General features: G+C 52.4%; 23 protein-coding genes. 11 read left to right on the top strand and 12 right to left on the bottom strand.

Features of this window, described 5'->3' with window-relative positions:
- Positions 1-2: 2 nt before the first annotated feature.
- A complete protein-coding gene (locus KTE_RS28530; protein ID WP_201387414.1) occupies positions 3-236 on the top strand; it encodes a hypothetical protein in 234 nt (77 codons plus the stop codon).
- Positions 237-604: 368 nt separating this feature from the next.
- Here KTE_RS28530 and KTE_RS28525 read toward each other — a convergent pair whose 3' ends face one another.
- The 4 genes from KTE_RS28525 to KTE_RS28510 all read right to left on the bottom strand — a co-directional run bounded on the left by KTE_RS28525 (position 605) and on the right by KTE_RS28510 (position 5,076).
- Positions 605-1,612 carry a hypothetical protein gene (locus KTE_RS28525; RefSeq protein ID WP_201387412.1) on the bottom strand — a complete coding sequence of 336 codons (1,008 nt, stop codon included), beginning with the start codon at positions 1,610-1,612 and terminating at the stop codon, positions 605-607.
- Between the two features lie 203 nt (positions 1,613-1,815).
- On the bottom strand, positions 1,816-3,441 hold the full coding sequence (locus KTE_RS28520) for a Na/Pi cotransporter family protein (RefSeq protein ID WP_201387411.1): 1,626 nt from the start codon (positions 3,439-3,441) through the stop codon (positions 1,816-1,818).
- A 338-nt stretch (positions 3,442-3,779) separates the two neighbouring features.
- Positions 3,780-4,460, bottom strand: coding sequence for an HAD family hydrolase (locus tag KTE_RS28515; protein WP_201387409.1), 681 nt, complete (start codon positions 4,458-4,460; stop codon positions 3,780-3,782).
- A gap of 160 nt (positions 4,461-4,620) precedes the next feature.
- Entirely contained in the window at positions 4,621-5,076 is a 456-nt protein-coding gene (locus KTE_RS28510) for a hypothetical protein (protein WP_201387407.1), read from the bottom strand.
- A 312-nt stretch (positions 5,077-5,388) separates the two neighbouring features.
- Here KTE_RS28510 and KTE_RS28505 point away from each other — a divergent pair, with 312 nt between their 5' ends.
- Positions 5,389-6,138, top strand: a complete 750-nt coding sequence (locus KTE_RS28505; RefSeq protein ID WP_201387406.1) for an SDR family NAD(P)-dependent oxidoreductase — start codon at positions 5,389-5,391, stop codon at positions 6,136-6,138.
- Positions 6,139-6,330: 192 nt separating this feature from the next.
- Here KTE_RS28505 and KTE_RS28500 read toward each other — a convergent pair whose 3' ends face one another.
- Both KTE_RS28500 and KTE_RS28495 read right to left on the bottom strand, forming a co-directional pair.
- Positions 6,331-7,089, bottom strand: a complete 759-nt coding sequence (locus tag KTE_RS28500) for a metallophosphoesterase (RefSeq protein WP_201387404.1) — start codon at positions 7,087-7,089, stop codon at positions 6,331-6,333.
- Positions 7,090-7,253: 164 nt separating this feature from the next.
- Positions 7,254-8,483 (bottom strand): RNA-guided endonuclease TnpB family protein, encoded by a 1,230-nt coding sequence (locus tag KTE_RS28495; protein WP_201387402.1) that lies wholly within the window; start codon positions 8,481-8,483, stop codon positions 7,254-7,256.
- A 145-nt stretch (positions 8,484-8,628) separates the two neighbouring features.
- Between KTE_RS28495 and KTE_RS28490 the strand changes: the two genes are divergently transcribed.
- The 3 genes from KTE_RS28490 to KTE_RS28480 all read left to right on the top strand — a co-directional run bounded on the left by KTE_RS28490 (position 8,629) and on the right by KTE_RS28480 (position 11,424).
- A complete protein-coding gene (locus KTE_RS28490; RefSeq protein ID WP_201387400.1) occupies positions 8,629-9,039 on the top strand; it encodes a PPOX class F420-dependent oxidoreductase in 411 nt (136 codons plus the stop codon).
- A gap of 73 nt (positions 9,040-9,112) precedes the next feature.
- Positions 9,113-10,306, top strand: coding sequence for a macrolide family glycosyltransferase (locus tag KTE_RS28485; RefSeq protein ID WP_201387398.1), 1,194 nt, complete (start codon positions 9,113-9,115; stop codon positions 10,304-10,306).
- Positions 10,307-10,491: 185 nt separating this feature from the next.
- Entirely contained in the window at positions 10,492-11,424 is a 933-nt protein-coding gene (locus tag KTE_RS28480) for an aminoglycoside phosphotransferase family protein (protein WP_201387395.1), read from the top strand.
- A 211-nt stretch (positions 11,425-11,635) separates the two neighbouring features.
- Here KTE_RS28480 and KTE_RS28475 read toward each other — a convergent pair whose 3' ends face one another.
- The 3 genes from KTE_RS28475 to KTE_RS28465 form a co-directional block, all read right to left on the bottom strand.
- On the bottom strand, positions 11,636-12,598 hold the full coding sequence (locus KTE_RS28475; protein ID WP_201387394.1) for an aldo/keto reductase: 963 nt from the start codon (positions 12,596-12,598) through the stop codon (positions 11,636-11,638).
- A 279-nt stretch (positions 12,599-12,877) separates the two neighbouring features.
- Entirely contained in the window at positions 12,878-14,140 is a 1,263-nt protein-coding gene (locus KTE_RS28470) for an MFS transporter (protein WP_201387392.1), read from the bottom strand.
- Between the two features lie 5 nt (positions 14,141-14,145).
- On the bottom strand, positions 14,146-15,027 hold the full coding sequence (locus KTE_RS28465) for a MerR family transcriptional regulator (RefSeq protein WP_201387390.1): 882 nt from the start codon (positions 15,025-15,027) through the stop codon (positions 14,146-14,148).
- A gap of 399 nt (positions 15,028-15,426) precedes the next feature.
- On the opposite strand from KTE_RS28465, the gene KTE_RS28460 reads away from it, so the two are divergent.
- The 5 genes from KTE_RS28460 to KTE_RS28440 all read left to right on the top strand — a co-directional run bounded on the left by KTE_RS28460 (position 15,427) and on the right by KTE_RS28440 (position 18,906).
- Positions 15,427-16,071: a hypothetical protein gene (locus KTE_RS28460; RefSeq protein ID WP_201387388.1), complete on the top strand. Its 645-nt coding sequence runs from the start codon at positions 15,427-15,429 to the stop codon at positions 16,069-16,071.
- A 2-nt stretch (positions 16,072-16,073) separates the two neighbouring features.
- The gene (locus KTE_RS28455) at positions 16,074-16,460 is read left to right on the top strand and encodes a nucleotidyltransferase domain-containing protein (RefSeq protein ID WP_201387386.1); all 387 of its coding nucleotides are present in this window, start codon (positions 16,074-16,076) and stop codon (positions 16,458-16,460) included.
- Between the two features lie 187 nt (positions 16,461-16,647).
- On the top strand, positions 16,648-17,208 hold the full coding sequence (locus tag KTE_RS28450; RefSeq protein ID WP_201387383.1) for a GNAT family N-acetyltransferase: 561 nt from the start codon (positions 16,648-16,650) through the stop codon (positions 17,206-17,208).
- A gap of 115 nt (positions 17,209-17,323) precedes the next feature.
- Entirely contained in the window at positions 17,324-18,226 is a 903-nt protein-coding gene (locus KTE_RS28445) for a diacylglycerol kinase family protein (RefSeq protein ID WP_201387382.1), read from the top strand.
- The gene (locus KTE_RS28440) at positions 18,223-18,906 is read left to right on the top strand and encodes a 1-acyl-sn-glycerol-3-phosphate acyltransferase (protein WP_201387380.1); all 684 of its coding nucleotides are present in this window, start codon (positions 18,223-18,225) and stop codon (positions 18,904-18,906) included. The genes KTE_RS28445 and KTE_RS28440 overlap by 4 nt, the downstream gene beginning before the upstream one ends.
- A 108-nt stretch (positions 18,907-19,014) precedes the next feature.
- On the opposite strand, the gene KTE_RS28435 is transcribed toward KTE_RS28440, so the two are convergent.
- Together KTE_RS28435 and KTE_RS28430 are read right to left on the bottom strand one after the other, a co-directional pair.
- A complete protein-coding gene (locus tag KTE_RS28435; protein WP_201387378.1) occupies positions 19,015-19,755 on the bottom strand; it encodes a hypothetical protein in 741 nt (246 codons plus the stop codon).
- Positions 19,756-19,807: 52 nt separating this feature from the next.
- Positions 19,808-20,698, bottom strand: a complete 891-nt coding sequence (locus KTE_RS28430) for a hypothetical protein (RefSeq protein WP_201387376.1) — start codon at positions 20,696-20,698, stop codon at positions 19,808-19,810.
- 303 nt (positions 20,699-21,001) lie between these two features.
- Between KTE_RS28430 and fxsT the strand changes: the two genes are divergently transcribed.
- The gene (gene fxsT, locus KTE_RS28425; RefSeq protein ID WP_201387374.1) at positions 21,002-23,611 is read left to right on the top strand and encodes an FxSxx-COOH system tetratricopeptide repeat protein; all 2,610 of its coding nucleotides are present in this window, start codon (positions 21,002-21,004) and stop codon (positions 23,609-23,611) included.
- 47 nt (positions 23,612-23,658) lie between these two features.
- Here fxsT and KTE_RS28420 read toward each other — a convergent pair whose 3' ends face one another.
- Positions 23,659-24,729, bottom strand: coding sequence for a LacI family DNA-binding transcriptional regulator (locus tag KTE_RS28420; RefSeq protein WP_201387372.1), 1,071 nt, complete (start codon positions 24,727-24,729; stop codon positions 23,659-23,661).
- Positions 24,730-25,100: the final 371 nt, after the last annotated feature.

Here is a 25,100-nt window from a genome sequence, read left to right as displayed (position 1 = left end):
ATTTGATGAGAAATGATAAGGGCGTGGGTGGCGGGTACGTACCCGCCACCCACGCCGTCATCTCTTACCCTAAATTCGAGCTAGCGATCACCTCTTATCTGGCTGAGCAAATTTTTGGCCTGTTCGGCGTGTCTATTGGCAGCCTGCTGCTCATCATTAAAGAATTGAGCAATCTCTTGCTGCCCCTGGCTCTGGGCGTCTTGCTTGTAGCACTCACAGGTCTGTGCTTCCCGTAAGGAGTGGTATAGCACGCTAACTACATTGTATACATCGTTTTGTGTAGAGGTGCTTTGCGGCTCTTGCATCTTGTTCTATCCTTTCCGTGTTGTTGTTCATGGCTTTCTATCGTTGAGTAGCAGCCAGGTGAGAGTTACTCACGCAGGCTGCACGATAAGCGAGCGCCAAACGTTTCGGCATGAGTTTGCGCGCTGACACCTTGCCTCCATGTATATGCCATTCAGGAATTATTTTTGGGCAATATTGGGTGTCAGTAGACCAATTTATCTTCTTATGCGCAAAAATGTACCAGCTTCGACCTCTCGTTTCTCGTACGCCATCTGAGTTGGCCGCTCGATGGGCGCTACGCCATCGCGCGCACTTTTACTTACAGCTTGCTCAAATAGTCACACATGCGATACCAGATGCTGGGGGGATCGCCAGGCGCGGGAGCTGGCGCGTTGGCGTAGTGGAGGTACAGCTCATGGAGCAGTTGGGATTCATGGGAGGGATGGCCCTCGATGATCCATTGCAGGGCCTCCAGGTCTTGCAAGAGTTGCTCAACTGAGATGGTAAGCTCTGCCGGCACCACCGGAGGTGTCTCGCAGGCTTCCTCGACCGCCTCTGCGATGAAGGTGGCAACCTGGTCATCTAGTAACAGGCTTGTTGTGAGTGTGCCTCTCGGTTCAGGAGGAGTGTTACTACTGTTATTTCCCAATTGGAGATCAATGATGGGATATACTTCGTTGAGAGGATCAACAAAAATCTCAAAGAGGGCATTGTGGATGGCCTCAGAGAAGACGATAGGATCGTCGAGGGCGTCCGCCAGCGCAAATCCCTGAATGTTTTCGTAATGCTGAAGAGGCAAAGGGAGGCGCGTGCGGACGAGTTGTTGGAGTTCACGTGTAATCTCGCCGCGTAACTCGCTGATCGAGGCTCCGGGCCGCCAGGGACCAGGACCCAGGCAGTAAAAGGACCAGCATTTGATGGTTCGCCACTCAGCGGGCCAGGAACATCGCCGGTTGACGAGATAGATGCATTGGCGCTGGCTGGCACTAATGTTTTCTGCAAGCACAGGTGCAGACTGGTCGAGGAGCGTTATCGCGATTAGATCAAAAGGCTGGACGTTCGAGGCATCCGCGACGCAGCATTGCCCACCGCACTGACGGCAGTAATGGAAGCCGTTCCAGAGGATATGGTTATACTCTTGAAATAAGGCGGAGAGCTCGCGCACAAACTCCCGTGCTGATTCGTAGGTCCAGGTAAGCCCATAGGCTGGCACTGAAATAGCATCATTTCGTTCTTGCCATTGCGCCATGGCATTTTGACAGCGGTGAAAGGCTTCCTCATTGGCTATATAGACCCGCTGATACTCGGGATGCTGAGTTAATTTCATCTCGCCCTCCCTGAAGAGATGCACCATCGCATTCTGCAATAGTGGTTTGTCGGAGCACGCTAATGCTCTATCTTCACCGAACTCACACTGTATTATGGCATATATCTATGCTGTGCTCTATTCAAGATGAGAAAGTCGGAGAGTGCAATAAGCATTCTCCGGCTATGTGGCGCGAAATAAAAGTGAGGATCTGGGATGCTGCTCTACATCTCGCCTTGAACGATGGTCGCGATATTAAAGGCGTGGGATAGCACGCGGCTCATGGCGTTGAGCAGGTCGAGGTGAATGGCGCTGGAAGAGAGGCTAGGCGCGACCCTCTGTTGCAGGCGGCGTACATGACGCAGGTGGAGTGTGCGCTTGGTTTGGGCGAGAATTGCTTTGCGAGTGAGGCATTCCGTGGCAAGGGTTGGATCTTGCGACGCCAGCGCTGCCAGCACCTGCTGTACCGCGAGCTGCACTTCCTGATAATAGGTAATAAGATCCTGCCAGCCCTCCTCTGAGAAGACGACCTGTTCATGCTGTTTGCGTTGTGCGAGCCGGACGATCTGTTTATCAATAATATCGCCAATCGCCTCTAGATCTGTTACAATATATAGTAGAGCTAGTTCACGCCGCGACTGTTGCTCTGTCATCTGTTCTTCATCAAGCCGGGTCAGGTAGCTTTTCACAGCTTCTTCTAAATCATCGAGCTGGTCATCAAGCTGGTCGATATGCCTGGGAACGTTATCACTTTCTTCATCAAAGGCCAGAATACCACGTTTAAGCATAACTGTGACCAGGTCAGTCATGCGCACAATCTCGCGCATAGCCTGGCCGAGGGCAACGGCTGGTGTTGCCAGGGCTTCTGGATCAAGATGGCGTGGTCCATCTACGCTCTGACTCTCCTGATCGGGTACCAGGGCCGTTACCAGGCGTACCAGTGGTGTTGCCAGGGGAGCGAAGACCAGTGCCAGGGCGATATTCAGCCCCATATGCGCGATTGCGACCTGCGTCCCACCATTCCCCAGATGGGAGAGTAACTGAGCTAGCGGCTGAAGCAGGAGGAACGCCACGGTCACACCTATGAGTTTGGTCCCGGTATGCAGGTAGGCCAGGCGACGCCCGACGCGTGATGAGCCACTCAGGGCAGATAAAAGTGCTGTAAAGGTATTGCCAACGTTTGTACCCAGCATGATTGCCAGGGCTGCGATAGGCGGTAGCGCTCCATTGCCTGCCAGAACGATGACCAGGCCGATAGAGGCTGCGCTTGAGGTAAAGGCGATTGAGAGGATGGCGCCAATAAGAGCCAGAACAATAGGAGCGTTGACCATAGCTTGTAGCACATCTGCCGTGAGAGGACTGGCCGCGACGGGACGGCTCCCAGCTTCGAGTGCCGCTAATCCAACCGTGATCAAGCCAAAGGCAAAAAAAGCCTTCCCAAGCGGATGTAGCTTAGAACGGCGGGTGAAGAATGCTATGGCGGTGCCCAGGCCCAGGATTTCCAGGGCGTGATCCGTAATATGTAAGGCTAGCAACTGGACAACCAGGGTAGAGCCAATGTTGGCTCCCAGCAACATAAAAAAAGCCGTCGTCAGGGTAATAAATTGCGTATTGACGAGACCAACAAGCAGGCTGGATGTGGCGCTAGAACTCTGTGTAATCGCAGTGGTGATCAGTCCGAGCAGTAGCGCCATCCAGGGGCGACGTGACAATGTCGCCAGGGCGCTACGCAAACGGGCGCTCATTGTCTTCTGAAAGATATCAGAAATTTGCTGTACTCCATAGAGGAGCAGCAGGACGCCTGCAATTAGAAAACTCACCACTGTGGTGGGCGATGTTGGCAAATGCATAAAGGGGCCTCCTCTCATCCTTGTCGGGAAATGCCTCTACCTCTTCTGCTAGTGGGTTTCCTTTCTCGCTGGTAGCTCTCAATCGAGAGATTCCGACTTTGTGTATAACCCGGCAACCGGCAGCTTGGGCGTGAAAATCAAACCTTTAATGTTAAGAGAATATTAATGGATTGTTAAGAGAATGTTAAATACTATAACACCTTCTGTCCGGAGGCGCAAGCAGAAAAGAGGGAAAAATTTTAAATACTATAGGTGTGCGGTGGATTGGGAGCGAAATAGTATAGTGCCAGCCAAATTTATAACCTGGCTGGCATCTCTTATCAAATGTGGAATGGCGGCTAAACGGAGGAACTCTCCGCTTTCATTTCGTGCCCAAGCAATGTGGCAAGGTTGCTTACGCTGTCTACCAGGTGTGTAGGTTGCTGGTCCTGGAGTTCCTCGTAGGAGCCATAGCCATAGGTGACGGCGATGGAGGGAAGGCCATTTTTCTGGGCGCCGATGATGTCGTGTTTGCGGTCACCAATCATGATCGCATTCTGGTAAGCTGGAGCTGGAAGCGATGCTAGAGCGTAAGCAATGACCTCGGCCTTGGCAATGCGCGTGCCATCCAGTTCGCTGCCTGCGATAAGCTCAAAATAGTGTGCTAGATCGAAATGGGCCAGAATGCGCTCGGCGAAAACCGTAGGCTTGGAGGTCGCGACCAGCAAGCGCTTATGGCTGACACGCAGATCGGCGAGCAGAGCATGAATGCCGGGGTAGACCGAGTTTTCGTATAGTCCAGTTTCAGCGAAATACTCGCGGTAGTAAGCAATGGCCTGTTGGGCCTGCTCCGACGTAAAGCCATAGTAATGGTGGAAAGACTCGGCCAGGGGCGGGCCAATAAAGGGGGCGAGTATATCAAGATCAGGAACATCTATGTTAAAGTGTGCCAGGGCGTATTGCACGGACTTCGTAATGCCTGGCTTGGGATCGGTCAGCGTGCCATCGAGATCGAAGAGCAAAGTATCATAGGTTAGCATAAGTCTTTTTGTAGTTCGCTTTCTTGCATATTGATTAGCTTTATCATAACACAAGAAATTTATTTGGAGATGGCTAATACGCCCAGTGCCGTAAGCAGTGGCGAAATCAATGAGCGGAATGGATGTGGTTGAGTGTATGTGTGTAATGTCAATGCGCATATCAGAGGCTGATCCACATATACATGTTTTTTGTCTCGGCGTGGGCGCGGACGGCGAGCTGGCAGAGCAGTTGGAGAAATTGTGTGGCCGCCTCGGTAGGGGGCAGGCCTTTCTTGCTTTGCCATTCCTTGGTCGCTCCCCACTGCGCTCCATAGCGGCTGATCTCAGTGTCTTGTAGCGTAGCTAATCTGTCAACCAGGGGATCGGGGAACTGGTAGATCCATTGCTCGGTGGATTCGGCCTCGCCGAGCATGCGCTCATCAAGGCTGGACAAGATAGCTGGTAGGCTATTCTTTTCCAGATTCGTCACGATGAGTTCCAACTGAGCCAGCATGAGAGGGTCGATATTCTTGCCCTGTATGGTTGGAAAGAACTGGCCCGGATTGCCCTGACTCATGAATTGTGTCTCTTCTAGCTCAGTTTTAGTCGCAATAAAGGCATCGCTTATGAGGCCCATAGTGTTATCTCCATTATTTTAGCGCTTCTCGTCACAAATAGAAGCTTAGTTTGTATTTCATGTATAAATCTATATCTGAAGTTTAAGGTTGTTGTGCAACAAAAGCATCTTCAGTATACCATTAACAGACCATGTCTGCCGTATGTAAAATCCATGAAGCTTTCATATCTGTTTCTTTGTGGAAGAGAGCCAGGGTAGACGTCTCCCTTCGCCAAGAATGATACGTGATATAGCTGAAGGATGCATGGTTGCGTGCTACGGCGCAACCATATTTTCTGCCTGAATTAATGTTAGCGAAGGGGAACAAGAGAGATGGCAAAGCGCTTAGAGGGTAAGGTTGCGTTGATTACGGGCGCATCGTCTGGAATTGGAGAGGCGACGGCGCTGGCACTGGCGGCTGAGGGGGCGCAGGTAGCGGTAGTGGCGCGTCGGGCCGACCGTTTGCAGGAGCTGGTCAAGCGCATTCATGAGCAGGATGGCACGGCGGTGCCCGTGGTGGCGGATGTGGCCGACGAGAAACAGGTGCAGAACGTGGTCAACCATGTGAAGGGGAAACTGGGGCGCATCGATATCCTGGTCAATAACGCTGGCCTGATGCTGCTGGGCATGATCGATGGTGCGAATACCGAGGACTGGCGGCGCATGGTAGATGTCAATATTATGGGTTTGCTCTACACGACGCATAGTGTGCTACCAATCATGAAGGAGCAGAAGAGCGGGCATATTATCAATATCTCTTCGGTGGCGGGCCGTACGGCGCGTGCGGGGAGCGGCGTCTATAATGTCACCAAGTGGGGCGTTGTGGCGCTTTCAGAGGCGCTACGGCAGGAAGTCTATAAAGACCATATTCGCGTCTCCGTCATCGAGCCTGGCGCGGTCGCGACCGAGTTGACCGAGCATATTACCGATGAAGAGGCTAAGAAAAAGCAGGCCGAATGGTTGCAAGGCATCACCCCCTTGGAGAGCGAAGACATTGCCAACGCCATCGTCTACGTGGTGACCCAACCAGAGCGCGTCAACGTCAATGAGATCCTGATCCGTCCAACCGAGCAGGAACGCTAAGCTGCGTGTGGGACGACGCTGCTAAATGGTAGATTTATGTAATTTGTAGATGTAGGGTCCATGCTGGCATGGACTGCGAGCGAAGCGACCTCCGCAACGGCGGGATATCGGCCTGCGGGCCTCGGCAGTCCATGCCAGCATGGACCCTACAGATGTTGTGAATTCACCATTTAGCAGCGTCGGTCAGGAACTCTAGCGATTTGTAGCCAGTTGCTCAAAGAATTCGGCTGCTTCTGTAGCTGTGGGTATTTTGAGAATGTTTTCGTTGGCGAAGTCCTGGGCCTGGGGATAGCCGCTCTCGCGTACTAGTTGGGCGGCGGCCTCCAGGTCGTATTCTGTCCGGCGGAACTCGTGGCCTTCGGGGGTGAGAAGCAGCCAGTATGCGCCTGGGCGCTCGGCGTAGGGCATGCCCACACTACCTGCATTAATGATGCGCGTGTTGCCTGTCTGGCGCTCGAATTGTATGTGGGTATGGCCGCAAATGACGATGGGGTGAGCGGTATTGGCGAAGAGCGTGTCGAGACGCTCCTGGGGCGTCAGGGGAGTGAACATATCCTCGTCGTTGTGGGGCGTGGCATGGCAGAAGAAAATTTCGCCCTGTTCTTCGAGAGGGAGGGTCAGGCTCTCGGGTAGGCTGGCCAGGTAATCGCGCTGAATCTGCTCCAGTTGTCGCCCAACCCAGTTGGTTGCCGCCTGAGCCTCTTCTGACATGTGTGAGGGCAGGGGAAGGCCGTCGAAGGCCAGGACGGCCTCGCGGTCTCCATTACCACGAATGGCGCGCATGCGCAGATCGAGCTGTTGCAGGCGTTCCAGCGTCTGACGCGGGAAGGGACCCGAAACAATATCGCCGCCCAGCACCACCAGGTCGGGCTCTATCTCCTCAAGCTCATTGAGGACCGCCTCTAGAGCGGGCAGGTTTCCATGAATATCATAGAGGGCCGCTATCTTCATATGTTCACTCCTCTTTCATTTCTATGTCTCTATGCAAAGCATAGCAAAGACAGGCCATATGGGGAAGAAGATGTATATGCTTGTAGCATATATACCCGGTCTACAGGCGTATATTCATAAAGAAGCCAGGCGACTGGGGAAGAGTTGCTATTGTGTCTTACAGTTCATCTAAACAATGACAAGCATTGCTCAGTATGTGGGGGTCCCACTGGACGGACTGCCACGCCCTCGATCCCTTGCTCGAAGGATTCAGGGATTGCTTTTCGAATAATGTTCAAACTGCCGTTGACATCGGCATTGATACGCCTGCCAGTACTGGTACGAAACAAGCCACGTTTGATGCGTTTGCCCAGGTAGTGCTCATGATGGCAAATTGGCTCAAGATCAAGAAAGCTGCATTTGCTGGTGTAGCTTTCCTCTTGCAGAACGATGCGTATCCCGACCAGCTCGGCTTTGTAGGTGAGCATCTCAATGAAGCGAGCAAAGGGAATTTGCACAAACTGTTGATTGTTGCGATTCCCTATGTTGATTTCTTGCTTCCAGCCGTCGTTCTTCCCGATCACCACTGTTCCTATGCCTTCCTCCCTCAGATGCTCGATGATGCGATGGCTGTGGGTGTGCAAGTAATGATCAATTTTGCGTGTGCGCTTATTGGTAAGGCGTTCTAAACGAGCGGAGGTATGACGCTTGTGCTTACTGAGATGGCTCTGCAACCTTGCACGTTCTTTGTTATACCATTGGTTGATGTGCTTAAGCGGACGCCCGTTAACCAGCCAAGGCGTAAAGCCTGCTTTGTTTGATGTTAGCGTTGCTAAGTTGTTCAATCCAATGTCGATACCAGCGACGAGCAAGGGATCTCCTGCTGCCTGTTTGGGTTCTTGCTCATAGACCACTTCTACCACATAGAACCCGCTGCGAGGGATGATACGGGCTTGTTTGATGTGAGTCTGCTTCGTAGGTATCTCGATTCCTAGGAGGGATGGAGCAATCATTCCTCGCTTCTTGAGGGCTTTTTTCGAGATGGCTTGGATATCGTATATGAGGATATTCCGCCCTTTTTGCTTGTCTTTGTATTTAGGCACCTTGGGACGATCTTCAAACTTGGAGGGGTCTTCAAACCATGCTGCAAGCCCTTTACGAAATGCCTTCCAGTTCTTTTCAAGAAGTCGAAGGACATCATTGCTCACTTTACGCGGTAAGGCTTTGTAAGCATCAGTGTCCTTCACCAGATGATAGACATCGGCAGAGCTCAGGTACTTTCCCATATGGATGAAGGATTGGCGCATGTGATAGTTCGCGAGGTTATAGAGGTTTTTGGATGCGAAGGAGGCTGCATCTATGGCAGTATACCGAGAATCACCTTTGCAGATGATATGCCGCTCGACGAGTTGCACCTCTAGCACCTCTTTCACATTTATTTTACTGTATTGTACTATAAATGCCAGTACATGTCAATCTTTGACATCATTTCTTAGAAGCTGAAGTTATGATTGAGCACGCACGAAAATCCTTGATATAATTAATAAGGAGGCGCGAGCTATGAGCCATTTCACTGAGACTGAGATCACATATATGCAGGAGCAGAAGCTGGGGCGGCTGGCGACGGTGGATGCCAAGGGTAATCCGCACGTGGTGCCAGTAGGCTTCCGCTATAATAGCGAGTTGGATACCATCGACGTGGGTGGTTACAATATGGGTAAGAGCAAGAAGTTCCGCGACGCGGGCCGTCAAGGGCGCGCAGCCTTTGTTATCGATGATGTCTTGCCGCCCTGGCAGCCACGTGGCATAGAGATCCGTGGGCGTGCTGAAGCCATCCAGCAAGGTGGAAAAGAGATCTTGCAGAATGAGAATGTGGATGCCGAGTTTATTCGTATCACGCCCACACATATTATCTCGTGGGGCATCGATACTCATCCCTATTATCCCAACAGCCGGAAGGTCTCTTCATAGCCTCGTTGAAACAGGTGCGCCGGGTATCTGTGCGCAATAAACAAAAAATTTGGAAAAGGGTGAGCAAGGATATATGGCTAAGTTTCTTTTTTGTAACGTGCCACGCTATGGACAGGTCAATCCCACGCTGGCGGTGGTGCAGGAGCTAGTTGTGCGGGGAGAGCAGGTGGTGTACTGCTTAACCGAGGATTTCCGGCGCGCGGTGGAGGCTACCGGCGCGCGCTTACAGCCCTATAGATCGACGATGTTTGGCTTCAGCTCGCCGAGCGCGCCGAGGGGCCCCTATTCCTCAAGCACGCCCGCGCGTTTAGTGGAGGAGAGCCGCTATGTCCTCTCGCAACTGCGCGATGTAGTGCGTATGGAGAAGCCGGACTGCGTGATTTATGACCCGGCCAGCCTCTGGGGCTATGTGCTGGCTCAAATGCTGGGTGTACCAGCGATCCAGTTCCGGCCTGGCTATGTCTTCAACGAACATTTTCAGTTCGCGAGCGAGCTGTGGGAGGGGGCCGCGGAATCGATTCATCCCCACCCTTTCGAGCAGGCGAACAAGGATTTTGAGGCGCTCTGCCGCGTCTATAGCGTGAATGGGTTTCCCTTACAGGAGTTGTATGCCCAAGCGGAAGCGCTAAACGTTATTTCTATTCCCAAGGCCTTCCAGCCAGCGGGCGAGACCTTCGATGAGCGCTTTCGCTTTGTCGGACCCTCCATTGTCTCGCGGCTCACGACCTCGGAGTTTCCCCTGGAGCGCATCAATAGCCAGCCTGCGCTCTATATTTCCCTGGGAACAGTCTTTAATAACCGCGTTGACTTTTTCAACACCTGTTTTGAGGCCTTTGGTGGGAGCGCATGGCAGGTCGTGCAGGCCATTGGCCAGCGCATCAACCGCGCACAACTGAAAGAGATTCCCGGCAACTTTATGGTCTATCCCTTTGTGCCGCAGTTGGAGGTCTTGCAGTATACCGACATCTTTATTACGCATGGCGAGCTGGGTAGCATCATGGAGTCGCTGTATTATGGTGTGCCGCTTATCGTAGTACCTCAGACCTCCGAGGAGGCGATCACCGCGCGCCGCGTCGAGGCGCTGGGCCTGGGCCTTTCGCTGGACACAGGCGAACTGCATGCTGATGTTCTCAAGCAAACAGTGAATCGCATCGCCAGCGACTCTAGCTTCCGTGTCAACACCAAGCGCATGCAGCGCGCTCTGCGCGAGGGCGGTGGCTACCACGCCGCTGCCGATGCCATAGTGGAGTTTAATCAGCGTAAGTAACCTGCTACTAGCGTACGCGGCTACTGCTCCAGGTCGCAGCCGTTCAGTAGGTACCAAAGGTAGATTGTGCGGTTGCGTCCCAGAATGGAGATTTACAAGCATTTTCCTTGCGCTCATGCATGAACGGCAGGGCTGCCACATGGCGCTCAAAAGGCTTTCCGACACAATCGAAAACTCTTCACTTAATGCGTATGGGAGAAAGACCGAGAGATCCTATCTATCGTTACAATCATGAAGTAATGAATAGAGGCATAGAAGTAATGAATAGAGCCATAACAGCACGCCTAAGACAGTGCGAAAAGAAATGGCAGCTAACGCTTGGCCCGAAGTTAGCTGGTGGCTTCCGGTCTGAAGTCTTTGATTGTACCATGGCGGATGATAGTCCTGTTGTACTCAAATTGATGTCTACTCGTAAAGAGGCTGAAATGGAAGCGCTGGCATTAACGGCCTGGGCTGATACCAGCGTAACCATAGGAGTTGTAGATACAGATTTAGATAATGCCGCACTACTATTAGAGCGCGTGCATCCTGCAACACACCTTTCTTCAGAAAATGAATCCTTTGCGGTTACTGTAGCGGCCAATATCCTAAAATCTATTCATGCAATCCCAGCTCCCAAAGAAAAATTTGTATCAATTGAAGATAATTACGAGCTTTTTGAGCAACAAGTTAAAATTGATGCGTATTATGAGCAAGAATCTCGGGGTGAGCCTAACAGGGGAAAGCCAGCGCTAGATCGTTTGCCAGCAGCTTATAGGCTGTTTGAGCATTTGTGTAATTCTGCTGGCAAGAAAGTCCTCCTTCATGGAGACTTCCTCGACAAAAATTTACTGCTGAAAGGGTCAACATACGTTGCCATAGACCCTATACCCATGATTGGTGATCCCTGCTCTGATATTGGAGTATTTGCAGCCTGTCATCTACCAGCAGGCAACATGTTGAAACGAGCAGAAGCCATAGCTAGACGCAATGGTGAAAATGTTCTTCGAGCTCACCAGTGGACGGTGATATGGGCTATCCATCAAGCGGGTCAAGCGTGGCGCGATGATCAACCGGAGCTTGAACGATTCGTGGTTAGCGAAGACTTAGAACGACTTTTGCGAACAAGGAACCCTTGATCATTGCGAAAGATTTTTCTTGTGTCACAAACAGGTCGCCTCTTGCTTCACTCCTGAAACATAAGTGAAGCAAGAGGGCACAGTGATGCCGAAGAGGATGGGAGCAATGGTTCTCTGCCGCTCTCACCCAGGTTCCCATGAAACAAGCGCCTATCCCTATGGAAAGAAAGAAAACAACGAGAAAAGGACATGTGCTCACGCAGTGCCAGGCCTACAAATCAGGGCTATTCAATCTGCGCATGTGTTCTTCTGTCAGATGAACGTGCAATGCCCCGAGGTTCTCGTCCAGTTGTGCCGTATTGCTGGCGGCAATCACGGGGATGACAGCGGGCTTACTTTGGAGAAGCCAGGCTAAGACGACCTGATTAGGCGTGGCACCGGTTTCGGCTGCCACGGTTGCCAGTGCGCCCAGACGGGCCTCAGTTTCACTTGAGTGATATTGTGGTATCAAAGCGACATCCTGGCGAGTGTATGCGCCAGAGAGGAGTGGGGAGTAGGCAAGCAGCGAAAAATCCTCATGCTCCTGGCAGTAATCCAGCAATTCCTGGGAGGCTGCGATCTGGACCCCAAAGGTCGCTCCCGCTCTGGGCTGTAGGTAGCTATAGCGCTGTTGCACACAACAATACGCGGCCCAGCCATGCTGGTGGCTGATGCTGCGGGCCTGCTCAATGCGCCAGGCCATCAGATTGCTACAGCCAATGGCACGAACTTTTCCGGCAGTGACGAGACGGTCAAAGGCGGCGAGCGTTTCCTCCAAAGGGGCCTGCCGATCATCGATGTGAGCGTAATAGAGATCGAGGTAGTCAGTCCCCAGGCGCGTTAAACTACCTTCGACGGCTCGCTCAATGGCGCGAGCAGAAAGTCCTTCCCAACTTTCGAAACCTCCGCCAGGCCGGGTAGGCCGGGCTCCGACTTTGCTTGCCAGAATGATCTGGTCACGGTTCTTACGACTCTTGAGCCAGCGCCCCAGGATCGTTTCGCCTTCATCACCAGTCGCACCGTCGATCCAGAAGGCATAATTGTTCGCGGTATCGAAAAAGCGTCCTCCAGCCTCAAAATAGCGGTCTGCCAGTTGATAGGCCATTTCCTGGGTAGTCAATGTGCCAAAGAACATACAGCCCAGGCAGAAGGCACTGACATCCATGCTGGTTTGTCCGAGAGAGAACTGTTTCATGGGTACACTCCTGATAGGAAGAAGTTGTGCCTGGGTAGGCTCCAGGCGCGTAGAGATAGTATAATCTCATGAAACGTTTGCCCACATCCACCGGAAGAAGTATACGTGCGCTGGATTGTGTTGCCAGCGGTTTTACCAAACATCCCAAACGGGGGGACCCCTATCTTGGGGGTCCCTCTATCATCCCTCCATTATCCTGATGAGTTCGACGCAAAAAAACTTGCTGCACCCCATCGCAGATAGTTCTGATGAATGAACTGGAGAGCGTATGCTGGAGTTTCAAAAGCGTTTGTTTCTTGCAACTTCTTTCGGTCGGACGTACACTGCCTGTCCTGGCAAGTACAACTCAAGCCGGACCATGACGAAGCCAGCGATCAGCGTCGGCCCGATGAGGGCGACCCAGGGCCAGGCGGGGCCGAGGGCGTAGAGCAGCGTAAACATGGTGGGAGCGAGGGCCGAGGCGATCCCCCAGGAGAACTGATAGATGGCTAGATAGCGCCCTTGCAGATGAGCAGGACTGCTCGCTGCTGCCAGCGCGATCACCGTCGGAGCAGTGATCAGAGAAGCCAGAGTGTTGAGCGCTACCACGCCAAACAAATAGGGAACAAGGAGAACGTGAGGAAGAAGCAGAGCTAATGCTAACAAGGCATATCCCAGAGCACGAAGCAGGCTGGCAAGTGCCAGAGCGCGCGTGCGGCGATACGGTTCGAGAAGTCGCATTACCAGGGTCTGGGTTCCGATCAACAGTCCAGCACCAAAGGCAGACAAGATCCCCAGCATCACCGTCGAGAGATTCAAGGTCTCCGTGACGTAGAGAGGCAAGCCAGTAGACAGCAGAGATAGGGCCAGGGTAAACAGAACGTTGCATGCTATAAGCACGAGAAAGGGACGGTTGGCGAGAACTGCACGGGAGCCCAGAGAGGCGGAAGCCTCACGCGCAGGGCGAACGGGTTCGGGCGCTGTGCGCCACAACAGCAGAAGCGCCGCTAATCCGAAGCTCAGGACATTGGCCACAATGAGTGTTTGATAGCCGTTGGTCCCACCCCATGCCACGATGAAGCCAGCCACGAGGCTACCCATCCCAATGCCGAGATTCTGTGTCGCCCCGCTCAAGCCATACCAGCGGTCACGCTCGTCTGGACTGGCGATTTGAGCGATCAGGACACTGAAGGACACGTAGAAGAGGCGTGCCCCGGCCATCACGAGCAAGGCCGAAACGCCCAGCACGACAAGAGAGTGGACGAAGAGATAGCCCAGGAACCCTAGTGCCTGGAGTACCTGAGCAACCACCACCATAGGCCTGGCCCCAAAGCGATCAACCAGAACGCCCATGAACGGGATCATCGGTAAGATCAGAGCCGTCGCAAGGGAGAGTCCTCCCCCAATGACCGGGAGAGCCAAACCAGCCACCCGCTGAAAATACAACAGCGAGAAGGGTAGGTACAGCCCGGTCCCGAGCGCGTCGATCAAGGTGGCTACCACAAGCGCCCCCTGCCCACGCATGCTCGGCAGGCCAAGCCGCTGTGTCAGTGTGAGAGACATATTCATTACTCCTTCTCATGACTACCTGGATGTCTGCGGGAGCGCTGCTTGCTGTGGAGCAAGTCGTGCGAGGGAACGGCCTTTTCCACCGGGAATTGCAGTTCCATCACGGAGGACGCCTCGTCGTGAGGGATGGGAAGGGTGGTATGCAAGAAGATTTCTCGTGCTGGCCCGACGATCTGGTAGCCATTAGTCTCGACCCAGGTGAGGATGGCCTGCTGGGCTTCCAGGTGCGTTGTCTTATTCCCCTGCTGAACCGTGGTTGCCATCAGAGCAGCAGGTACCTCGTGGACGCACACCCGTCCGCTCTCTGGAATCCGCTGGCGCAACGTCACCGCAGCAGCCCCATCAATGTCCTGGTCTTTGTACTCTTCGTCGTACCAGATGACGAAAGGGTACCCGATACAGGTCTCGCGCCCCTCAAGCGCGGTGTACACTTCTCCATACAGCGAACGGATTGCGTCGTGGGTGGGAAGCGTTGCCCGAACGGAGGCGACGAGTTGCGATTCGACATGCTTGAGGATGACATCATAGGGAGATACTGTTTCCTCCTGTTCGATCTGTTGCAAACGTCCCTCCACCTCGACAAGGCGGCTTTGCAGTTCATCGAGCTGTTGTCTGAGCTGGGCGTGTCGTAAACGCAGCATGCCACGCATCTGCTCTGCCGTGACTCCTTCCATCAACATCACCCCAATTTGCGCAAGCTCGAAGCCAAGGCTCTTGAGCGCCAGGATGCGATTCAAGTGAGTAACTTGACTGGCAGAGTAATAGCGATAGCCAGTCACTTCATCGACCTCAACTGGTTTGAGCAGACCGACTTGATCATAATAGCGCAAGGTGGGAACGGGAACCTGCACGAATTTGGAGAATTCCCCGATTTTGAGCATGCTTGCCTCCTTTGCTCCACACAGCATCCATTTCCCCAGATACGATTTGGGGAAAGCCTGCACACGATGCCCCTTGTTGGGGCGTGATCGAGAGAACAAAACTGACGATCCGATTCTCTCATTCGCCAACAGGCCGTTTTCTAGCCTTGAGGGCTCCCAGCAGGGGGCTTCATGATCGCCACCTTTCCTCTCTTCATAAGGCAAGGGAATTTGCTGCCGTCCAGCCCTTTGATCAAAGGATACACCCTCAAGCGGCTTGAGAGTCAATCCGCCCCTTGCTTGAATGAGAAAGGTGTTTGTTGAGTGTGACTGATCATGTGCATAATAGACAGTAACATTGAATAATAGCGATGGCGCTGAGTAACTGGTGATAACAGTTACTGATTAGAGAGGAAAGAAGTGCCAGAACTTACATCTCTGCAAACGCTGGTGCGTTGTGATGAGCATTCTTTTTCATCTGTCACTGGGAAGGTGGCGCAGACACTGGGAAGGATGGGTGTTCTGGATGATGCCGTGGAAAAGTGGCTATTGAGCGCCAAGTGGCCCTCTTCGTTTGATCCAGACTTCCCTTACGCGTTCCTTGAGCCAGAATCTCCCGTTACTACAAAGTCAGGAGATCAAGTGTACCAGGCGCGGGTGCATTTTTCCTTTGATGCTGCACCAGAAAAACCGGGGGAGTACGATCACCTGGTAGAGCTGTCTTTGCTTTTTCCAACTGAGCCAATGCAGCTAAAAGGTGATATCGTTTTTTCCCGGAATGCGGGACGACTGTGTTGGCAAATCTTGCGCGAGTTTACCATCACCTTTCCTGAGTTTGGCATGTATGTCACTAATGAGGCGCAGGATGTGGAGCAGGCAGAGGCACTTAAAAAACGTGGTCCGAGCAGCAAGTTCTGGTCTTTTGAGATGGCGCTCATTCCCCATCCTGTACTCAAAGAGTTTTTGCCCTTTCCCCAAGATCGTGAGCGTTTTGTTGGTGTCGAGTGGAGCGGGTTCGCCTATAAGGATTGCTGGGAGGTGTTACCCTGGAGCGAGAGGTATTGAGCATGAATGATCGGATGTATCCGCCGAATAACACTTTGCCGTTTGTGTGTGCTTTGATGCGGCAGTTGGAGGGGGCGGGCTTACGGACCTGGCTCTTTGGCGGCTGGGCCGAGGAGGTCTGGCAGTTGTGTGCGCCACGAGCGCATCGTGATATTGATTTGTTGTATGTCGCGTCAGATTTTCAGCGGCTGGATGGGTGGACGAGCCAGCAGGGAGAGATTGAACCTGTTGTGGGCAAGCGCTTTCATCACAAGCGAGCCTTTATTTACCAGGGGGTGCTGGTCGAGGTTTTCTTGCTTGAGCACAGCGATAAGTGTTATATCACAAAGTATTTTGGCGATAAGTATGTGCTGACGTGGCCGAAAGGGACGCTCTCGGGGGGCAACTAGCCGATGAGACAAGAATAACACTTGCCAGCCCAGAAGCGCTGCTTTATTATCGCACCCAGCATGAGCGAGTAAGTGGCGCGTATGAAGCGTATATAAAGGAACAAGAAATCGTTCATATAAATGATATACTACCAGATAAGCGTGACTCCCATTGAGGCGCCATATCTTATTTAAGGACAATTAATTTATGGAACAACAAGGCCATTTTCCTCTATCCGCGCAAACTACGTCTTTAGTACATGCGCTCCTTGACACTCCTCGGCTGATACACCGTCGTCTCTCAACGGAAGATGCGAATTTTATTCTTGAGCTTTTAAATGACCCATCGTGGCTGCAATTCATCGGTGATTTTGGGGTAAGGACGCTTGAAGAGGCACATAACTATATATTGCAAGGGCCAGTTGAAATGTATGGCCGCCTGGGCTTTGGTCTATACCTGACGGTGTTAAAGGAGGGGAATGTTCCGATCGGGATCTGTGGCCTGATAAAAAGAGATGCATTAGAGGATGTGGATATTGGCTTTGCCTTTCTTCCAGGATTTGGGGGTAAGGGATATGCCTATGAATCGGCCTCGGCTGTCATGCAATATGGGAAACAGGTTTTGGGCCTTAAACGGATTGTGGCTATAACCTCTCCTGACAATCTGCGATCAGCCAAACTTCTTGAAAAGCTGGGTCTGCGCTTTGAGCGTATGATCAAGTTCTCTCCTGAGGCTCAAGAGTTGAGGTTGTTTGGGGCTGACCTCTAGATTTCTAACTTGAGTGTTCTCACGCCGTTTCGTCGACATCATCCCTTCAGGAATTGTAGAGGTCTTCGGGGTATGGTACAATCTTGCCTAAGATCCACCACTGAAGGAGACATTTATGGAGTCTGCTCAACCTCTTGTCATCCTGAATCCTGCCGCTCGACATGGCAAAGTAGACCTCTATCGTGCACTTGTACGCAGCCGCGCGGAACAGGAAAAGGCCGAATATATCGAAACAAACGCACCAGGAGAAGCGCGGGAGCGTGCCCGGCAGGCTGCTATGCAGAAGCGTCCCGTGATTATTGTTGGCGGGGATGGCTCGGTAAATGAAGTCGTCAATGGCCTGTTGAGCGTGAGCCAGCGTGTTCCGCTGGGCATTGTGCCAGCAGGTTCAGGCTGTGATTTCGCCTGGAATACCCTCCACTTGCCTCATGATCCTCAAGCCGCTGTCGAGCGCGCTTTCAGTGGTAGATTGATTGATGTGGATGCTGGCCGGGTAAATGAACACTATTTCGCCAATTCGTTTAGCGTGGGGCTTGATGCTGATATCGCTGTGGCAGCAGGGAGCCTGAAAAAATATTTGCGCCTGGCTGGTATGCCTCTCTATTACACCTCAACCCTGCGCCAGTTGCTGTTCGGCTACCACCGTTGTCCCTGGCTAAAGTTCAGTCTGGATGATAATGGAGAGAGGCGCGAGCAGGAACAGCGCTTTATCCTTATGGCGATTACCACGGGGCCAACCTATGGTGCCGGCTTTCGTATCAATCCTCAAGCCGATCATACAGATGGCCGCTTCGATATCTGTACCATTCGTTACACTCCCTTGTTGCGTGCCCTGCGCTTGTTACCAAGCGTCCAGAAAGGTGAACACAGCGATTTGCCAGAAGTAACCTTCTACCGTGCTAGAACCGTACAGATTGAGAGTCGCGAGCCTGTGCATATGCAGATGGATGGCGAAACTATGTCCGCGAGCAGCTTCAATGTCACCATTTTGCCGAAGGCCCTGTGGGTACGTGTATGAAAAAGGCCGCAACATATGGAAGTAGCCGGCCAGGCAGCATCATTTACACTCTGTTGCGTCCAGTGGCTCGGTTGTTGATATTGCTGGTCTGCCGTGTCTCGGTGCGTGGTTCGGAGCATGTGTCCGTGACTGGCCCCCTTTTGCTCGTCTCTAATCATCTGAGCTGGTTCGATCCCATCCTGGTAGCGGGTCTTCTCCCTCGCCGTACCTGGTTCTTTGCCAAGAAAGAGATTTTTTCCTGGCCCATTGTGGGCTGGCTGGTGCGCTGTACCGGGCAAATTCCTGTGCATCGTGGCGAGAGCGATCGCGCGGCTCTGGAACAGGCGCTTGCCTACTTACAGGAGCAACGACCCTTGCTCATCTTTCCTGAGGGGACTGTTGCCCGCCAGGAGCAGATGCTTCAGGCCCACACGGGGGTTGCGATGCTTGTCGTGCGTACCGGAGCGACAGTTCTCCCCGTGGCGTTGAATGGCTCACGACGTATTCTCCGCCCTGGAGGTGGGTGGCGCCCTCATGTCTCTGTTCAGTTTGGTGAGCCCTTTGTTCCCGTTCTGCCCGCAGGACTGACGCGTAAAGAGGGGTTACGCAGTATCACACAGGAAATGATGCTGCATATCGCTACCCTGTTGCCGCCAGAGCAGCGGGGAGCCTATCGCGACTTGCCACCGGAGAAGATGTAGAAGGTATGCCGATTAGTAATTCTGCTGGTAAATTGGGAAATGCGCCACAAGTGGGAGCCCTGTTGTATTTGAACGTTATTGTGGCGCTTTTGTCACCAGATTTATAACTTATCCCTGAGGGGTTAGATGCAGATTCTGGCGAGAATTGGCCATTTCTGCCTTCTTCGGATGCCGGGCCCGATGCCCGCGCCCAGTAACTATATACACCACCCCTGTATAGTTCACAAGATAGGCATAACTGCAAGCAAACCCAATCAGCGCGATCAGGGAGATGAGGCGTATCCATCCTATCCAATCGGGAATAGGAGAGGGCTGAAAGGCGTCACTGAGTAGGATTTCCAGACCCAGGAAGAAGAGGAAGCCAATACTCGATATAAGGGTCGCACGCAGCCGTCTCTTCTTGCGCTCTTCCACGCTGTCTACCCTAAATTTGACCTCCTGCTGACAAACCGCACATTTTACCAGCACCACTCGGTTCCCACTGAGAGGCGGGCTGAACAAGACGGGTTGGCTCGTGTACTGGGTGGTTGTTTCGCGTGCTCCCAGCAATGCGCGGTCGCGTGTCTCTACGCTCAGAATATGGTCTAATTGCAGCAAAACCTGGTTATTCGGGAGCGGATCCATCAGCCCCTGCTGCCGCCACGCTACATACTTAAATGCCGCGCCAATTACTACCAACAGCGCATAGCCATAAAAGATGATCGAGAGAGGATTGAGAAAGCCGGATGGTCCCAAGCCGACAACACCACAACTCGTGCCCAGCGCGAATGCTACGATACAGTGTAATAGTAGCCTTTGCGGTGTACCATTAATTAAGTTGATGAGTCCTCGAATCAGCGTATAAAACATGGATAGCGGTGATCCTCCTTCCGGGGTGTAATCTCAATTATAAATACATGGATTATTTGGCAGGCGCGTTTTTTCCTTTATAAAGTGACGCGATCCCTTGCAGAAAGAGCGAGAGTGCCAGGAGGGCCAGGAAAATCCAGATACTAGTACTGATTTCTGGAAAACCATCAGTGGGAAGCTGTGGGTCCCCTTCAATGGTTCCAAAGATAACCAGGCCGGCGACAAGGACAGGAACAACTACCATGGCGACTAAGAGGTTTCTATTCCCCTTGTCTAATTTTGCTTCTGTCTGTTTGCTTTTCTGTCGCCGGGAATGTCGCCAAACCCAGAGATTAGTGACAAGCCATCCAATCAGCAGCAAATAGGTGAGAGCGGTAAACCCGTACCAGAGCGCGCGTCCACCAGACCAGAAATAGCTTTCCTGTGGCAGCAGGTGGATCTGGACAGGAATAGTGAGATCCTCCGAACTATTTCCAATGGGGCCATTTGTGAGGATAGTCCCCGTAATCCGCCCGGAAAGCTGACGATCCATGGGGCCACTTAGCGATGTGGGAAGAGTCACAACTCCTCGCACTTCGACCTTTTTAGGTTGATTGCTGATGGTATATGTATCGCCCCAGTCGGGCTGGCTTGATCCAACAATCTGCAAGGGGGTGCTTAATCCAGCCAGTATCAACCTCACGCCTGTGGGACTCGCCCACGATCCGTCGGCTGAACCTGAAAACCCGAGATCGATAACAATGGAGAGAGCTTCCCCGCGTGTTGTAGTAATGTGTAGGTCCTGGTGATTCTGTGTGATAGCAGTATGCTTCTCTACAAATTGACGCGCCGACAAAATATATCCTGGGATAGCCACAACGATGAGAAGAACCAGAAACAACCACAAGGACTTGTTCAGAGAGCGCTTGCTACTTTTAGTTGTCTGAATTGGCATTTTTGCCATCAATACACCTCCTTTCTTCCTTCGCTTTTCTTGCCACGGCAGCTTTGCGCCTTCCAACAGTATCAGAAGAAACGAGATTTGACCATGCCATTGACCTGCCATTACCCTGACACTTTGCTTCAAATGCTTTACACAGCCGATTTATTTCCTTTATACTGTTCTTACTACTTATCCGAAAACCTGAGCGCGCGTGTCCCCGAATGGGGGAAGCGCTAGGCACGCGAGTGACGTTGGGTTTCGGAATAAGATCTTACTATGATGTGTCGAGAGAACCCCCTCTCTGAGAAAGGGCAGGAAGATATCATGCAATTTGGTGCACGTTTGCGTCAGGAACGGATACAGCGTCATCTCTCTCAGGAAGCTTTGGCGGAAGCGCTGGGCGTCTCTCCCCGCAGTATCGCTCGCTGGGAGCAAGACCAGGCCCTTCCCCAGGCGTCTGTCCGGCTACAACTCAGTCGTTTCTTTAATCTCCATCCCAAAGAGTTTTTTGGAGACCATGAGGCACCGATACCCCTCAAATCCCTCTGGGGTGTGCCATATCCGCGTAACCCCTTCTTTACTGGTCGTGAGGAGATCTTGCATCACCTGCATGAGCTACTCAATCGAGAACATACCACGGCCCTTACGCAGTCCTGGGCCATCAGTGGACTCGGAGGCATCGGCAAGACCCAGATCGCGCTCGAATATGCCTATCAGTATCGTCAGGACTATCGCTACATCTTCTGGGTAAGCGCAGCGACACGGGAGAGCCTGTTCGCTGACATTGTGACCATTGTGGACCAATTGCAGTTACCTGAGCGAAACGAACAGGATCAGAAGAAAGTTGTTACAGCCATCAAACAGTGGTTTGCCTCTCATCAGGAATGGCTGCTGATTCTGGATAATGCGGATGACATTACGATTGTGTCTGATTTTGTACCGACGAAACGTTCTGGACATATGCTGCTCACCACCCGTGCACAAGCATTGGGGGCACTGGCACAACGGATCGACGTTGCAACTATGGGGATGGCAGAAGGTACACTATTTTTGTTACGCCGTGCCAAAATTGTGCCTCCCGATATGTTACTCGATCAGGTTGAGGAAGAAACACTCGCTGCGGCAGAAACTATTGTCACGGAAATGGATTTTCTCCCGCTCGCACTGGATCAAGCAGGAGCATACATTGAAGAAGTAGGATGTAATCTTTCGACCTATCTGGAACTCTACCGAACACATCGAAAGGAACTTCTGCAACGCCGGGGGCACATTCCAACCGACCATCCTGAACCAGTAGCAACAACATGGTCTCTCAACTTTCTGAAAGTTGAGCAGGCTAATCCCGGGGCTGCAGACCTATTGTGTCTCTGTGCCTTTCTGGAATCAGATACCATCTCGGAGGAATTGATCAGTGGAGGAGGGGCGCAATTCGGCTCGACATTACAGGGGATCGCGACCAATGCTTTTCGGTTAAACGAAGCCATCGAGGAGCTACGCAAGTTCTCCCTCATACAACGCAATTCCGAGACACAAATGTTGCGTATTCATCGTTTGGTACAAGTTGTCCTCAAGGATGCCATGGCGGTGGATGCTCAGCGCCAATGGGGAGAGCAAGTAGTACGAGCGACTAATACTGTGTTTCCAGAACGCATTGAGATTGATACCTGGCCCCTTTGTCGACGTTATCTGTCTCAGGCGCAGGTATGCAGCGGGTTGATCCAGGACTACGCGTTCACCTTCGCGGAGGCAGCAGCGCTTCTCTATCGTACAGCAATCTATTTACAGATGTATGCGCTCTATGAGCAGGCCGAGCCATCGTATCAGCAGGCATTGAATATCTACAAACAGATATTAGAACCAGATAGTCTTGAAATAGCCGCCATACTCAATAGCCTGGCCAACCTCTATCAAGTACAGGGAAAGTATAAGCAGGCCGAGCCGTTATACCAACAAGCCTTACACATCCGAGAGCAAGCGTTGGGGCCGGAGCATCCTGATGTAGCTAACTCGCTCAACGGATTGGCCCTACTCTATCGCGAGTGGGGGGAATATGAGCAAGCGGAATTGCTGAATCAGCGAGCCTTTCGTATCCAAGAGCAAGCGCTGGGGCCGGAGCATCCCGATGTAGCTCGCTCACTCAACAATCTGGCCATGCTCTTTTATGATCAGGGGAAGTTTGAGCAGGCGATGCCGTTGTATCAGCGAGCCTTACACATCCGAGAGCAAGCGCTGGGGCCGGAGCATCCCGACACCGCCCGTGCTCTTAGCAATCTGGCCCTTATCTATCACGAACAGGGAGAGTATGAGCAAGCAGAAACGCTCTACCAGCGAGCGCTGCGCATCCGGGAACAAGTATTGGGAATGGAACATCCGGATATCGCTCGTGCCCTCAACAATCTGGCTGTCCTCTATTTTGAGCAGAAGAAGTATGAGCAGGCCGAACTGTTTTTTCAACGAGCCTTGCACATCCGAGAGCAAGCGCTGGGAGCAAACCATCCCGATACTACTGGCCCACTCAATAACCTGGCCAGTCTTTATGTAGAGCAAGGGAAATATACACAAGCAGAGATGATGTACCAGCAAGCTCTGCGCATCTTTGAGCAAACGCTGGGGCCAAACTCTGCTGGCATTGCTCACCCGCTCCACGGATTAGCCAACATCTATCGTGAGCGGAAGAAATATGAGCAGGCCGAGCTGTTGTATCAACGAGTCTTACACATCCGAGAACAAACGCTGGGGTTAGATCATCCTGATACAGCAGAAATGTTGCGCGACCTGGCAACCCTTAGGGAAACTCAGGGGAACAACGTCGAGGCTGTGTCTTTGTACCAACGTGTGCTGGACATCCAAAAGCAGGTTCTGGGGCAACAGCATCCGAAAACGGTGGAAACCCATGAGCACCTACGTGTTCTACTGCAAAGAATGAACGGGTAAGATGCTGCATTTATATCCCCTGAGTAAAATATAGGCCTGCGGCGGTCTTAATCAGGCTGAGATGGGACCGCTGGTGTGCAGGTGCTCACTGATTGACGAATGATGAGTTGACTGGTTATTTCGACGCGGATGGGAGCGGCCTCGGGTTGAAGGGCGCGGTAGATCATGCGCTGTACAGCCAGTCTCCCCATCTCCTCGCTGTTGGCGTGCAGGGTGGTAAGCGCGGGGATCAGAAGTGAGGCCGCGGGAACATCATCATAACCAATCACAGAGATATCTTCGGGTATACGCTTCCCGGCCTCTTGTAGAGCACGCATGACACCAATCGCGCTCGCGTCATTGGCACAGAAGACTGCGCTGAAGGGAGGATGCAGCCTGGAGAGCCAGGTTTGCATCATGTGGTGCGCGTCATCTACCTTGAGTTGGCTTTCAAGCAGGAAAGCGGGATCATAGGGAATATGGGCCTCCTCCAGGGCTGCACGATAGCCAGCCAGGCGGCGTTGCAAGGTGCTCCTCCGCTTACTCTCAGGCTCGGTCATGTGTAGGATGCATCGATGTCCATGCTGGAGCAGGTGGCGTGTGGCCTGGAGACCTCCGATGAAATTGTTGGGAAGAAATGTATCAACCGCCAGGTCGCGCTGCTCGGCATTAATTAGAACCACTGATGTTTTAAGGTTAAGGAGCTCCTCAATGAGCTCACGATCATCAATACTCACCAGTAAGATGCCAACCTCTGGACGTCCTCGGGCCTGGGCCAGTATACTGGCTCTATCGGCTGCGCTCTGCTCAACCACGGAATAGTTCAGTAAAATGCCATGCTGACGGCACTCCGCCGCGACACCGTCCAGGATATTGACGTGGAATGTGTGAGGGGCTTTCATCGTAGCGTAGGACGGTGTAAAAAGATGTAGTTGCTGCAACTTGCCGGGCGTTGCCGTGTCCTGGTGTCCAAGCTCCGCCGCACTTTTTAAGACATGGTCTCGAAGCTCCTCACTAATGCCTTCCACGTTATTGAGCACCCGAGAGACGGTACTGGGAGAGACACCCGCATGTTTGGCAATAGCCCGTTGTGAGACACGACGCATTGCCAGGAGGTGAGGGGAAGCGTTGTTCTTCATATGTCCTCTCTTTACTACTTATCCGAAAATCTGAGCGCGCTTGCCGTGCCACCGCTTGCCCCCGAATGGGGGAAGCGCCAGGCACGTGAGTGACGTTGGGTTTCGGCATAAGATCTTAGAGTTTGAGGAATTTCCAAATCAGATTTATGTATGTGTATATAGCTTACGCTATTGTGAAATTATGTGCAATAGTGTTTCTGGATTTTACGCTAAATCCGCCTGAAATGCGTACTAAGGAAATGAATTGTGGTTAAATCGAGGAAAGAAACAGGAAATTTCGCAACGTTTTCGCAACGTAATGGCTTGAAAAGGTGCGAAGTCCCTCGGTATACTTGAAGTCATAGATTGCTTTGTGTTGCAAAGTTGCAGCA

It is taken from the genome of Ktedonobacter sp. SOSP1-85 (genome assembly GCF_016587415.1).
Taxonomy (GTDB): Bacteria; Chloroflexota; Ktedonobacteria; order Ktedonobacterales; family Ktedonobacteraceae; genus Ktedonobacter.
The sequence above is the reverse complement of the archived record's forward strand: the minus strand, read 5'-3'. Positions and strand labels throughout refer to the sequence as shown.